The 12,456-nt window shown below is 62.8% G+C and carries 11 protein-coding genes and 1 tRNA gene; 11 read left to right on the plus strand and 1 reads right to left on the minus strand.

Annotated features, from left to right (window positions below; translation table 11 throughout):
* Window positions 1–30 precede the first annotated feature (30 nt).
* A complete protein-coding gene (locus HZ994_03830; GenBank protein ID QTN31493.1) occupies window positions 31–2,289 on the plus strand; it encodes a hypothetical protein in 2,259 nt (752 codons plus the stop codon).
* On the opposite strand, the gene HZ994_03835 is transcribed toward HZ994_03830, so the two are convergent.
* Window positions 2,174–3,097 carry an endonuclease/exonuclease/phosphatase family protein gene (locus HZ994_03835; protein ID QTN31494.1) on the minus strand — a complete coding sequence of 308 codons (924 nt, stop codon included), beginning with the start codon at window positions 3,095–3,097 and terminating at the stop codon, window positions 2,174–2,176. The two genes, HZ994_03830 and HZ994_03835, sit on opposite strands and share 116 nt — an antisense overlap.
* A 198-nt stretch (window positions 3,098–3,295) precedes the next feature.
* Between HZ994_03835 and HZ994_03840 the strand changes: the two genes are divergently transcribed.
* The 10 genes from HZ994_03840 (at window position 3,296) to HZ994_03885 (ending at window position 12,452) form a co-directional block, all read left to right on the plus strand.
* Window positions 3,296–3,637 carry a septum formation initiator family protein gene (locus HZ994_03840; protein ID QTN31495.1) on the plus strand — a complete coding sequence of 114 codons (342 nt, stop codon included), beginning with the start codon at window positions 3,296–3,298 and terminating at the stop codon, window positions 3,635–3,637.
* A 56-nt stretch (window positions 3,638–3,693) separates the two neighbouring features.
* Window positions 3,694–4,377 (plus strand): hypothetical protein, encoded by a 684-nt coding sequence (locus tag HZ994_03845; GenBank protein ID QTN31496.1) that lies wholly within the window; start codon window positions 3,694–3,696, stop codon window positions 4,375–4,377.
* A 102-nt stretch (window positions 4,378–4,479) separates the two neighbouring features.
* Window positions 4,480–5,466, plus strand: coding sequence for a biotin synthase BioB (gene bioB / locus HZ994_03850; GenBank protein ID QTN31497.1), 987 nt, complete (start codon window positions 4,480–4,482; stop codon window positions 5,464–5,466).
* A gap of 62 nt (window positions 5,467–5,528) precedes the next feature.
* Entirely contained in the window at window positions 5,529–7,610 is a 2,082-nt protein-coding gene (locus tag HZ994_03855; protein ID QTN31498.1) for a glycosyltransferase, read from the plus strand.
* Between the two features lie 10 nt (window positions 7,611–7,620).
* The gene (gene queA / locus HZ994_03860; protein QTN31499.1) at window positions 7,621–8,610 is read left to right on the plus strand and encodes a tRNA preQ1(34) S-adenosylmethionine ribosyltransferase-isomerase QueA; all 990 of its coding nucleotides are present in this window, start codon (window positions 7,621–7,623) and stop codon (window positions 8,608–8,610) included.
* Between the two features lie 52 nt (window positions 8,611–8,662).
* Window positions 8,663–10,252, plus strand: a complete 1,590-nt coding sequence (locus tag HZ994_03865; protein QTN31500.1) for a TIGR03790 family protein — start codon at window positions 8,663–8,665, stop codon at window positions 10,250–10,252.
* 38 nt (window positions 10,253–10,290) lie between these two features.
* Window positions 10,291–11,664, plus strand: a complete 1,374-nt coding sequence (locus HZ994_03870) for a DUF2851 family protein (GenBank protein QTN31501.1) — start codon at window positions 10,291–10,293, stop codon at window positions 11,662–11,664.
* A gap of 13 nt (window positions 11,665–11,677) precedes the next feature.
* Window positions 11,678–11,878, plus strand: coding sequence for a sulfur carrier protein ThiS (thiS, locus tag HZ994_03875; GenBank protein ID QTN31502.1), 201 nt, complete (start codon window positions 11,678–11,680; stop codon window positions 11,876–11,878).
* 98 nt (window positions 11,879–11,976) lie between these two features.
* Window positions 11,977–12,051 (plus strand) — tRNA-Asn (locus HZ994_03880).
* Window positions 12,052–12,107: 56 nt separating this feature from the next.
* Entirely contained in the window at window positions 12,108–12,452 is a 345-nt protein-coding gene (locus HZ994_03885; GenBank protein QTN31503.1) for an alkylphosphonate utilization protein, read from the plus strand.
* The last annotated feature ends 4 nt before the right edge of the window (window positions 12,453–12,456 follow it).

The raw sequence follows: 12,456 nt of genomic DNA on the forward strand, positions 1-12,456 counted from the left end.
TGCCGGACATCTCGCCAACTCACACATCCCATGAGAACCGAACCCATCCTCATCGCCATACTCATGGGCCTCTGCTCATGCAAAAGGCCGGAACCGGCTCATCAACAAAATTCGGTCATTCCCGATAAAGCGGCCTCCCCCGATCCTACCCTCGCCGCCGCCCAGCTCGCACTTGCGAATTCCCACCTCGCGAACAAGGAACCCGATAAAGCCATCCCCTACCTCCAGGCCGCCGGTGCAGCGAAACTTCTCGCGGAAACCCTCGCTTCCCACCGCTTTCACATCCCCACCGTCCTGCTCCGCCATCCCGCGCCGGTTCTGCATTTCACCGGAGATCCAGGCAGAGCCATCTTCGTCGCCCTCGGCGGAACACACCCGACCGTCGTCCGATGGAACCTCTCAGACACACCGGAAGTCAGCGCCGTCCTTTTCCCGACCGACGCCAAAGCCATTCCCCACATCTCGCTGTCCCCAAACGGCCTGCACCTTCTCGTCCAACGGGACTCCACAAATCTCCTCTGCCATGCGGAAACCCTGAAACCCATCGCAAACCTCGGCGCATTCCCCGCAAACCTTGATCCCGGCACCTGCCAACCCTTCACCGCAAACGGCCTACTCCTCGCACATCCCGTGAAGGCGGAAAACGGCGGCTACCTCTGGAGCATCCGCGACACCACCACCGGCGAGATCCTCCGCTCCGAATTGCTCCCCCAATACCCCGAGCCACGCGAAGCATCCTTCGATGCCATGGATCTGACTATCGTCCGGAGCGATGGCAACCGCGTCACCATCCCCATCCTGGGCGATGCAAAGCCCGTCGCAACAACCGGCCTCCGCATCATCCGGCGACCCGCCATTCAACCCACAGCCATCAAAACCGCAGGGGACACCATCGCACTCCTGACAAACATACCCTCCCCTCCGGCCCTCCCCCTCCCCCGCTCTCTCCTCAGCGCCATCTCCGGCCACCGCCTCGATCCCGCCACCCAGACCCTAACGGATATCCCGGTCCCTGAGCGTCTCGAAATTCTTGCCGAAACGTTTCCGGAAAACACCCCCCGCACCCTGAAACTCTACTCCGCCGAGTCCGCCCTGAACCGGCGCCTCGCCGCCGCCTACCCGGAGGATTTCCCACAACTCTCCGTCCCACAACGCGCCAACGCGGAGATCATCCGCAAGACCTTCGAAACCGGAGATCCGGCCGCCATCTCCGCCGTCATCGACTCCGCAGAGCACGGCCTGCCTCTCGCCACCGCACTCTTCCTCGCCATCGAATCCCAAAACCCATCCTTCATCGAGCGCACCGTCGCAAGGGCAAGCGACCTGCCTCCCGCACTGCGCGACCTTGCCGCCGGAAAAACCGACTCCCCGGATCCCGCGTCGATCCGCCTTGAACAGGACTGGCTCGGCTACGAATCACCGGATTTCACACCCCTCTTCCAAAAGGCATCCGAACGGAAATCCCTGGCCCTCTCCAAGCTTTCCCTGCCTGGAAACCCATCCTCCGATGACATCGACTCCCTGATCCTGAAGCTTGCCGATCCCAGGACGGAAGCCGAGATCGGCAGGCACTCCATCGCAGCGCTCGCCATCCACCACGCCGCCACCCTCGCAAGCAATCCGGAACTCGCCACCCACGCCCAGAACCTATCCTCCATCGCCCGCCGCTTCGGCGCAAACCCCGCCGCCTGCCTCCGCACCAACGCCACCGCCCACACCACACTAGGCGATTTCACCTCCGCCCACCGCACCTGGATAGCCCTCATCACAGACCAACCCGAAGCCGACCACCTCCCCTCCGACTACGCCGAAGCCGCCTACACCGCCTTCGAGACCGGCGATGCCCGCCAAGCCATGGAAATCCTCAACACCGGCCTGTTCCGTTTCCCCAACGACGTCGCCTTCGCCATCCGCGCCGGCTGGATCGCCCTCCTCACGGACCATTCCTCAGAAGCCCTCGTCTGCCTCACCCGCGCCACCAAACTCGGCCTGCCCCCCGCCGAAATCGAAAACACCACCGCCCTCCTCGCCATCACCCACTCCCAGCTTGGAGATACCGAGACCGCAGCCTCCTACCTCGCCCAGCTCAGGGCCATCAGCCCGAAGTGGGAGCAAGCGGAGAGCATCGCCGCCCTCCCCTGGCCGGAATCGTTCAAATCCGCCCTCGCGGAAATCATTTCCCAAACGCCGGAAAACGAACCCGTGCCGTCACCGGAAAATGATCCGACAGATACGGCTCCCCCGTCCGGAGGATTCCCGATTCCAGAACCTCCCCTCCCCGAGAGATGAGGATGTGATCCACCTTCCACTGCCGGTTCGGATCGCTCATCCAGAAATGCAGGGTGCCGCGCTCTCTCTCCCCCGCATTGAGCGCGTCGTAGGTCTCGACCAATCCGTCGAAACCCTCCACTGCCGGGATGTGGCTTGCCTTCCCGGATAGAAAGGCCAGCGCCGGATTTCCCTCCACCGCATTGAAATCCCCCATCCACACCACCGGCTCACCGTCCGGATTCATCTCCACGAGCCGCTCCGCCATCAGCCTCACCCCCTTTTCACGGGATGGCTGGTTGCGGTGATCCAGGTGCATGTTCACCACCCACAGCGGCTGCCCGCTGGCGCGATCCGTCAGCCTCACCCAGGTCGCCACCCTTGGGATTTCATTGCCCCATGTCATCGAGCCGGCCTTCTCCGGCGTTGCCGAAAGCCAGATCATCCCGCTCCTTCCCACATCCTGCTCGAAGCGGTCGCTGCGGAAAAAAATCCCCGCATACTCACCGGCGCGCTTCCCGTCGCTGCGCCCCAAGCCCTCAAACCCGTAGCCCGGCAGCGAAGCCCGCAGATCCGCCACCTGCCCATGCAGCCCTTCCTGGATACCGAACACATCAGGAGCATTCGTGCGAATCATCCCCACCATCCCGATCACCCGCTGCGCCCACGCACGCCTGCCCCTGTCCCCATCGTTCTCATAGCGCAGGTTCACCGTCATCAGCCTGAGTTCCATCGCCCCATCCTCGCTCACCGCCACCGCTCGCGGAACCCGCGCCTTTTCGCATCCGCTGCAAAACCACATCGCCACCAGGACTCCAAGCCATTTCATCCGCATCGCCGCGAAGCTCACACCCGCCGCCCCGCCAGTCAATCCCTCCCGGTGGGGCTGATCCGGCCCATTCAGCCCGAATCAAAATCGCAAACTGCCATACACCACAACAGGAGGCGAATCCCCCCAACAGAAATCCCAATACCTCAGATACCTTGACATTCAGGCTGGCCATGTGCTTTCATGGACACACAGCAGATGGCGAAAAAGCGAATGACAGCCGAGAAGCTGGCCAAGATGGAGTCGGCCAACAATTTCATCCAGTGGATCAACAAGATTCTCTGCGTCGCCTTGGCCGTTGCCTTCGGCCTGCTCATTGCGGCCACCGCACTCCCACAGAAGAGGGAACTCGAAAAACTCCAGGCACAGCTGCGCGCGGTGCAGGAACGTGAGAAAAACACACTTGCCCGCAAGGAACACAAGGAAATCGAGCTCCAGGCACTGCGCGAGGATTCTTCCTTCCTCGAGATCCACGCCCGCGACCGGCTCAACTACTACCGCGAAGGCGAAAGGGTCCTGCGCTTCGGCGGGGGGCGCTGAACCAGCTTACCCTTCCCGGTTGACCGCCCGCTTCCCCCCGGCATACCCTCACCCCCATGAACCGCTTTCCCAAGGCCATCGTCCTAGTCCTCATGCTTCTCGGCGCAGCTGCGCAGGCGGAGCATGTCATCGTGGCCGGTGGCCCGGCGCTCAGGAAATGGGAGAACTACCGTGTCAGCGATGATCAGCATGACCGCTGGTGGGCGAATTTCATCCGCGCCTCAACCCTGCGCATGGCCGAAGTCCGCCTCGCCTACGGCAAGGACGCCCCCCTTGTCTGGCTCGTCTATCGGCCCGGCTACGAGGCGCGCGGACGTGAGGACGGGAAACCCTACACCCAGTGGATCGCCGAGCAGGCAGCCAAGCGCAAGGCCACCCTCATCTGGTTCAGCTCAGGCGGGGATTTCATCAACAAGTTCAATTCCCGCCCGCGCGGCTCCGTGGAAACCTTCGACTATTTCGGCCACTCCAACAAGTTCGCCTTTCTCTTCGAATACGGCAGCGAGATCATGGCCGCGTCCACCGCATGGCTCCACGAGCGCGATATCCCCCGCCTCAAATCCTCCGTCTTCAAAAGCCATGCCTATGCCAAATCATGGGGCTGTCACACCGGTGCCTCCATGTCCAAGGTCTGGAAAAGCCACATGGGCATCGGCCTCGAAGGCTGCATCGGCAAGACCCTCTACACCGAAGTCGGCCAAGGCCAGATGCCCAAAGGCTTCGGCGGTTGGACGCAGTAGGCAACAATTGAAATCCTGAAACGCTCAAACAGGATTTCGCCATTCCTCACCCGACTCCAATTCCAGCTTCCCAGTATTTCAGATTTTCAGAATTCACTCAAAATGACCCTAACAGAACTCCAGTCCCTCCATTCCCTGCCGTTTTTTGATCTCATCCAGAAATCCCGGGAAGTCCACCAGGCAAACTGGGCCAACCCCGAGGTGCAGCTCTGCACCCTCCTCTCCATCAAGACCGGCGGCTGCTCCGAGGATTGTTCCTACTGCGCCCAGTCCGCACGCTATAATTCCGGCGTAGAGTCCGAGCGCCTGATGGCGAAGTGCGACATCATGGAGCGCGCCAAGATCGCCGCCGAGACCGGCTCCACCCGCTTCTGCATGGGCGCGGCATGGCGCGGTGTGCGCGGCGGCACGCAGCGCTTCGAGCAAGTCCTCGATATCATCCAGGACGTTTCCAAGCTCGGCATGGAAGTCTGCGTCACCCTCGGCGAGCTCGGCCCGGAGGAAGCGGTGCGGCTTAAGGAGGCGGGCGTCACCGCCTACAACCACAACCTCGACACCTCCCCGGAGCACTATCCGAACATCGTCACCTCCCATACCTACGAAGACCGCCTGCGCACCATTTCCAACGTCCAGAAAGCCGGCATGTCCGTCTGCTGCGGCGGCATCCTCGGCCTCGGCGAAACCATCACCGACCGCCTCCGCATGTTGGAAGTCATCTCGAACTTTGATCCCCAGCCGGAATCCGTGCCGATCAATTCCCTCATGCCCATGCCCGGCACCCCGCTTGCGGAAAACCCGCAGGTCGACACCTTCGACATCGTCCGCATGATCGCCGTCACCCGCATCGCGATCCCGAAGGCGAAAGTCCGCCTCTCCGCCGGCCGCACCCGCCTTTCCGACGAAGCGCAGGCACTCTGCTTCTTCGCCGGTGCTAACTCGATCTTCTACGGCGACAAGCTCCTCACCGCCAAGAACCCTACCGTCGAGAAAGACCAAATACTCCTCGCAAAGCTCGGCCTCTCCCCGCTAGCCCCGGATGTTCCGACCGCATGCTGTTCTTCGGAGGAATGCGAGCCAGCACACGCCTGATAACACGGACAAGCCGACGATTTCCGTTCCAACCTCACGCCTGTCTCATCTAGTCTGCGCACGTGGCGGCGCCCCTGATCAGACCAGCATTGGAAATCGACGGAAAATTCTTCCGCCGCAACGGTCGGCGCCTTTGGCTCAAAACCGTCACCTACGGCCCGTTTCCGCCGGAGAAGGAACCGCTTGCCGCCGTCGAGCTCGCAAGGATCCGGGACGCCGGATTCGACTCGATACGGCTCTTCTCGCTGCCCGATCGCCAGCTCCTGGAAGCGGCGGAACGCTGCGGGGTGATCGTTTTCGCAGGGCTGGATTGGAATCACCACGAGGATTTCCTCTCGCAGCCCGGCATACTCTCCGCTGCGCGCATCCGGTTGGCGGGCTGGCTGGAAACCCACGCCAACCACCCCGCGCTGGCAGGGATATATGTGGGAAACGAAATCCCCTGCGACCTCGTCCGCTGGATGGGGCCGGCTCCCGTCCGCGAGGCCATCGAGGGACTCATCGAACTCGGCAAGCGCACCGCGCCCCATCTCCTTTTCGCCTACGCGAATTATCCCTCCACCGAATACCTCGAGCCCGGCACCGCCGATTTCTCCGCCTTCAACATCTACCTTGAGGAAAAGGAACCCTTCGCCGCCTACCTCCGCCGCCTCCAGAACATCGCGGGCGACCGCCCCTTGCTTGTTTCCGAATTCGGCATGGACACCCACCGCAATTCCCCCGGCGCGCAGGCGCATTCCCTCGGCTGGGCCTTGGAAATTGCCCACCGGGAGGAAACCGCCGGATTCACCGCCTATGCCTGGAGCGATCTCTGGATGAACGCCGGCCGCGAGATCCTCGACTGGAGCTTCGGCATCACCGACCGCATGGGAAACCCGAAACCCGCGCTCCAGGTTTGCCGCGACTTTTCACCCGCCCCGCCCGCAACCGGCCTGCGGTTTTCCGTCATCGTCTGCACCCGCAACGGCGGCGAGCGCATCGAGAATTGCCTCCGCGCCATCGCGGCCATGGACGGCGGCCCCTACGAGACCCTTGTCATCGACGATGGCTCCGATGACGGCACCGCTAAGATCGTCTCCCGAAATTTCCCGAATGTGCGCCTGCTTTCCATCCCACCCTCCGGCCTGAGCGCGGCCCGCAACATCGGAGCGGATGCCGCCTCCGGGGACATCCTCGCGTTCACCGACGACGACTGCGAGCCCGACCGCGAGTGGCTCGTCCGCCTCGGGAAAGCGTTCCTCGATCCAGGAATCTCCGCCGCCGGCGGCCCCAACCTGCCGCCGCTGGCACGGACTCCGATTGAGGCGGTGATCCGCTCCGCACCGGGTGCACCGAGCCATGTTCTCCTTGACGACACCCGCGCGGAGCACCTGCCCGGCTGCAACATCGCGGTGAGGAAAGAGGTTTTCGCGGCGGTCGGCGGCTTCGATCCCATCTTCCGCACCGCCGGCGACGATGTGGATTTCTGCTGGCGGCTCAGCGACTCGGGCCACCGCCTCGGCTTCGTCCCCGGCGCATTCGTATGGCATTGGCGCAGGCCTTCGATCCGCGCCTTCCTGAGGCAGCAGATGGGTTATGGAAAAGCGGAGAAGCTCTTGCTCGCAAAGCATCCGGTCCGCTTCGGGAAAAACGGTGACGCGCGCTGGACGGGTTTCGTCTATGGCGGCGGCGCGGTGGGGGTCGGCGAAACATCCATCATCTACCACGGCGCGATGGGACAAGCCGGTTACCAATCCATCGTCAACCGCATGCTGCCGCTCCGTCCCATCGATCCAACGTTCCGCGACTGCCGCACGGAATTTCTCCTCAGCTTTCTGAACCTCCTGCAACCCATGGCCCGCCGGTGGGCCAGAAACAGGCGTTTTAAGCTTCCGTCTTCAAAGGCTCTCCCTCCGCATCCTGAGCCCACTCTCGAGTTCGGCATCCCCGGCGACGACACCACCTGCCGCGACCATCACCTCCGCGCCCTTCTGGAAAAAGGCTGGCAAGCGACGGGCGACACCGACCCATGGGATCTGGAAAAAGGCGGCACCCGCATCCTCATCGCCACGGCCCGGCCCGGCCCGAACATGACCAACAACCTCTTCCGCGTATGGGGCAGCCCCGAAGCCGCGCTGGCCCTGCGAAGGGAGATTTCCGCCTGAATCTTTTCCCATGTCCCTGCTCACCAAAGACTACGACTACCACCTGCCGGAGGAACTCATCGCCTCCCGCCCGCTGCCCGAGCGCTCCGCTTCCAGGATGCTCGTCATCGAGCGTGAAACGGGAGCCATCTCACACCGCATGTTCGCCGATTTTCCGGAGTTCTTGCGCCCGGACGATCTCCTGGTTCTCAACGACACCCGCGTGATCCCCGCCCGCCTTTTTTCCGATGACGGGCGCACCGAGCTACTATGCCTCGACCGCCTCTCGCCCACACTCTGGCGATGCCTTGCAAAGCCGGGCAAGCGCATGAAAGAGGGCCGCACCGTCACCGTCGGCGGAACCACCGGAACCGTCGTGGAGGTCATGGAAAACGGCGACCGCATCATACGCTGGGACGCGCCGCTGGACTTGGAAAAACACGGGCACCTCGCTTTGCCGCATTACATGGGGCGCGACGACGAGGACTCCGACAAGGAACGCTACCAGACCGTTTTCGCAAAGGAGGAGGGAGCCATCGCCGCGCCCACCGCAGGCCTGCATTTCACCCCGGAGATGCTATCTGGCATCAAGCATGATTTCATCACCCTGCATGTCGGGGTAGGCACTTTCCGCCCCGTCACCGTGGAGGACATAGGCGCGCATGTGATGCACTCGGAAAAGTATAGCGTCAGGCCGGAGGCGGCGGAACGGATCAACGCCGCCGGGCGGCTCATCGCTTGCGGAACCACCGTCACCCGCGTGCTCGAATCGCTGGCATCCGATGCGGCGCGGATCTGCCCTCAGGCGGCCATGAGCGGGGAAACCGATATCTTCCTGCACCCGCCATACCGCTTCAAGGCCGTCGATGCGCTGCTGACGAATTTCCACCTGCCGCAGTCCACCCTCATCATGCTCGTCTCCGCCCTGGCCGGCCGCGAGCTAACCCTCGAAGCCTATCGCCAGGCGGTCGCGGAGAGATACCGTTTCTATTCCTACGGCGATTGCATGCTGATCCTGTGATGCCCTGCTTCCTTTGGGTTGCAAGATTCATCCCCGCGTTCATCCTCACGCCATGCCAACAGCCGCCTTTGGGAAACTTCCATTGTTACTGCCTCTCGTCGCCGCAGCAATGGTTGCAGGCTCCAACGCCCAACAGCTCACCAGCCGGGAGGTGCTTGTCGTTTACAACAAGTCCGATCCGGAATCCGCCCGCCTCGCGGAGGTCTATCAGGAAGCCCGCGGCATTCCGGCCTCCCAGGTGCTGGGACTTGAGATGCCGCCCAAGCCGGATATCTCACGGGCGGAATACGATGAATCCATCCTCACCCCCCTGCGCGACCATTTCACCGACAGGGGCTGGTGGAAGCGCAGCCGCGACCCCCAGGGACTGCTCGTGCCCACGGAAAACCGCATCCGCGCCATCGTCCTCATGCGCGGGGTGCCGCTCCGCATCCAGCCCGCCCCGAAAGCCGCTCCCAAGGAGGGTGAGGCACCACCGGCGGATCCCATTGCCCCACGCGACGAGGCCTGCGTGGATTCCGAGCTTGCGCTTTTCGGCATCGAGGATCTGCCTTCGAAAGGTGTCCTGAAAAACGCTTTCTATCAGAGCGATTCGCCCCTCTCGAAGGCAAAGCTGCCCTATTTCGTGCTCACCTCACGCATCGATTCACCCGCCTACGCGATCTGCAAAAAAATGATCACGGACGCGGTGGCCACAGAAAAGCACGGCCTCTGGGGGCGCGCCTACGTGGACATCGCCAACAAATTCCCACAGGGCGACAAGTGGCTCAGCGACATCGTCGCAGAGAACATGCGCATGGGCATACCCACTGTCACAGACCGCTTCAACGACACCCTGCCGAAGAACTACCCGCTCACCGACGCCTCCATCTACTACGGCTGGTATGACTGGGATGTCAGCGGCCCATTCCTTGACCCCGGATTCATGTTCCGCCCCGGCGCTGTGGCGGTCCATCTGCATTCCTTCAGCGCACAGCAGCTCACGGATGCGCACAAGAACTGGAGCGCGCCGCTGCTCGTCCGTGGTGCCGCCGCAACGGTCGGAAATGTCTATGAGCCTTACCTGGACCTCACCCACCACTTCGAGATCCTACACGACAGGCTCCTGAAAGGCTGGACTTTCGCGGAGGCGGCGTGGGCCTCCATCCCCGTCGCCTCATGGCAGGGCGTTGTGCTTGGGGATCCGCTCTACCGCCCCTTTCTCCACATCGATGGCACCGGGACAAACCGCCCGGAAGACCGCGACTTCCGCGCCCTCCGGGCCGCCTCCCGCCAGTGGCCTGACGAGTCAGCCCTGCGGCGGGAAAAAATTTCCGGCGCGGCGGAGAAGCTGAAATCCGGCATTCTCGCGGAAGGGCTTGCCCTCGGATATCTGGAGGAAAGGGACATCGACAAAGCCCGGCTCTGGCTGGGCAAAGCCAAGGAATTCCACGAAAGGCCCGAGGACAAGCTCCGCCAGGACATCCAGCTCATCGCCATCGAGCGGGAAATGAAAAACAACCCCGCCGCCATCAAGATGCTGCGCGAAGCCAAGGAAAGATACGGCAGCATCCCAGCCGCGGATGCCCTCTCCGGCTGGCTTGACATCCTGGATCCCCCCCCGCCGCCGCCGGCCGATCCGACAAAGATCCCCAAGCAGTAGCCTTCCTTCGGGTTTGAAATCTTAAGTTTATAGCATCAGTGAACTACGGCTTCCTCCTAGAAAGCATCTGGCATCCTCCCTTGGCCTTCGAGGAGGTGGCCGCCCCGGCGCTGCCGCCGGAACTCGAGCTCCAGGCGCTCTGGTTTTCCGGCGCCTTCGGGCGGGACTTCCGGCTCAAGGACGGGCGCAACTTGCGCATCACCCAGTTCGGCGAGTGGAACCACGGCGCGGGCCCGGATTTCGCCCATGCGGCCATCGAGATCGATGGCTGCCATTTCACCGGCGACATTGAGATTGACTGCTCCAGTTCCGATTGGGAGGCGCACGGCCACTCGACCAATCCCGCCTTCACCAACACCATCCTGCACGTCGCCTTCCGCCCGGTCATGCGCGAGATGTTCGTCCGCACCGCAAACCACCGCCTGGTGCCGGAGCTCCTGATTTCGACAAGCCAGCTCGGCGAGGCGCTGCGCCTGCCCTTGCGGGAGACCGCCATTTCAGTCCCAGGCCGCTGCCTCCAGCCTTTGAAACGGATGCCGCGGCTCTCCGTGGAACGCCTGCTGCGGGAGGCTGCCCTGCGCCGCGCCTCCCAGAAGGCCTCACGCTTCATCCGCATGTCCGAGGCGCACGGCCTGGATGCCGCCCTTTTCCAGGCCACGGCGGAAACCCTAGGCTACGGCGGCAACTCACTGCCCATGAAACTTCTCGCCCAGAGGGCACCCATCGCCACCCTGCGCGGAAATCCGGAGCAGGCGGAGGCCATGCTGCTGGGCACCGCCGGCTTCCTCGATGCGGATCTCTACAACCGCGCCCCGGTGGACACCCGCGATTATCTCGCCGATCTCTGGGAAACCTGGTGGAAAATACGCCCCGAGCACGAAGCCCCGGAAAGCCGCAGCCCCGCCTGGAAAACCCACGGCCAACGACCGGCGAACCATCCGCACCGCCGCGTCGGAGGGCTTTCCGCACTCGTCAGGCAGTGGCCTGAGTTCCGGGGTCTCGCCTTTGCCGCCCCGTTTTCCGTGAAGCCGCTCACCGATTTCCTCCACGGCCTGCGCCACGATTTCTGGTCCCACCACCACACGCTGACCTCGGAACGCAGCGGCCAAGCGATCTCGGTGTTCGGCAAAAGCCTGGCTCTGGAACTCGCCGCGAACCACCTCATCCCGCTGGCGCTCCACGAGAAACGCTTCACCTTTCAGGACTACCACAAGCAACGCCACTCCGCCGTGAACCAAAAACTCAAACGCTGCGGCATACGCCTCTTCGGCTCCCAGGAAGCGGCAAAACCCTTCCTGAAACGCCTCTGCCACCATCAGGCGCTGCTTCAGCTCTATCACGATTTCTGCCTCGAAGATTTCTCGGGTTGCGAGAAATGCCCCTTCCCGGAGCAGCTTTCCCAATGGCGCTAAGCAAAAACACAACATGAGCATCCAACTCAACGGCAAGCCCCATCCCCTCACCGCACCCATCACCCTCTCCGCCCTGCTGGAGTCACTGGGGCTGGGCGGGAAACCCGTCGTCGCGGAGCTCAACGGCCAGCCCGTCCTGCCAAGAAATTTCCCCAGCTCCCAAATCCAGCCCGGAGACTCCCTGGAAATCATCACCCTCGCGGCAGGCGGGTGAATTCAAAAATCACGCCTCCATCCTATTTTTCCCTTGCAAGCGGGCGGTCCCGGCACCCATCTTCCGCCCACGCCGCATCCAGCGGCATTCATTTCAAATCCGGTGTAGCTCAGCGGCAGAGCGGGTGACTGTTAATCACTAGGTCGTAGGTTCGATCCCTACCGCCGGAGCCATTTGAAACCCCGCACGGCCATTCCGCCCTCTGCCCCTCTTGCATTTCCCAGACCTGATGTCCGCGATTCCCTGCCCGTTCTGCTCCATGGACGAAGTCCTGACCTTCCCAGGTCGCCACGAATGCCTCACCTGCGGCCACGAATGGGCCTTGGACAAGAAAACCTCGGATGCCCCATCCGCTGGGCGCATCGTCAAGGACGCCCATGGCACTGTCCTGCTCAACGGCGATATCGTCGCCATGGTCGCCGATCTCAAGCTCAAGGGCACCTCCGAAACCCTGAAAATCGGCACGAAATCCAAGCCCATCCGGCTCGTGGACGGCGACCATGAGATCGATTGCCGGATGAACGGCCTGTCGATCGCACTCAAAGCCTGCTACGTGAAAAAGGTCACCAGATAGCCGG

It is taken from the genome of Akkermansiaceae bacterium (assembly GCA_017798145.1).
Taxonomy (GTDB): Bacteria; Verrucomicrobiota; Verrucomicrobiia; order Verrucomicrobiales; family Akkermansiaceae; genus Luteolibacter.

What these genes read in the sequence shown, in the direction of transcription:
- HZ994_03885 (QTN31503.1), top strand. Translation starts at nt 12,108, where the DNA reads ATGTCCGCGATTCCCTGCCCGTTCTGCTCCATGGACGAAGTCCTGACC.
- HZ994_03830 (QTN31493.1), top strand. Translation starts at nt 31, where the DNA reads ATGAGAACCGAACCCATCCTCATCGCCATACTCATGGGCCTCTGCTCA.
- HZ994_03840 (QTN31495.1), top strand. Translation starts at nt 3,296, where the DNA reads ATGGCGAAAAAGCGAATGACAGCCGAGAAGCTGGCCAAGATGGAGTCG.
- HZ994_03845 (QTN31496.1), top strand. Translation starts at nt 3,694, where the DNA reads ATGAACCGCTTTCCCAAGGCCATCGTCCTAGTCCTCATGCTTCTCGGC.
- thiS (QTN31502.1), top strand. Translation starts at nt 11,678, where the DNA reads ATGAGCATCCAACTCAACGGCAAGCCCCATCCCCTCACCGCACCCATC.
- bioB (QTN31497.1), top strand. Translation starts at nt 4,480, where the DNA reads ATGACCCTAACAGAACTCCAGTCCCTCCATTCCCTGCCGTTTTTTGAT.
- queA (QTN31499.1), top strand. Translation starts at nt 7,621, where the DNA reads ATGTCCCTGCTCACCAAAGACTACGACTACCACCTGCCGGAGGAACTC.
- HZ994_03865 (QTN31500.1), top strand. Translation starts at nt 8,663, where the DNA reads ATGCCAACAGCCGCCTTTGGGAAACTTCCATTGTTACTGCCTCTCGTC.
- HZ994_03835 (QTN31494.1), bottom strand. Translation starts at nt 3,097, where the DNA reads ATGAAATGGCTTGGAGTCCTGGTGGCGATGTGGTTTTGCAGCGGATGC.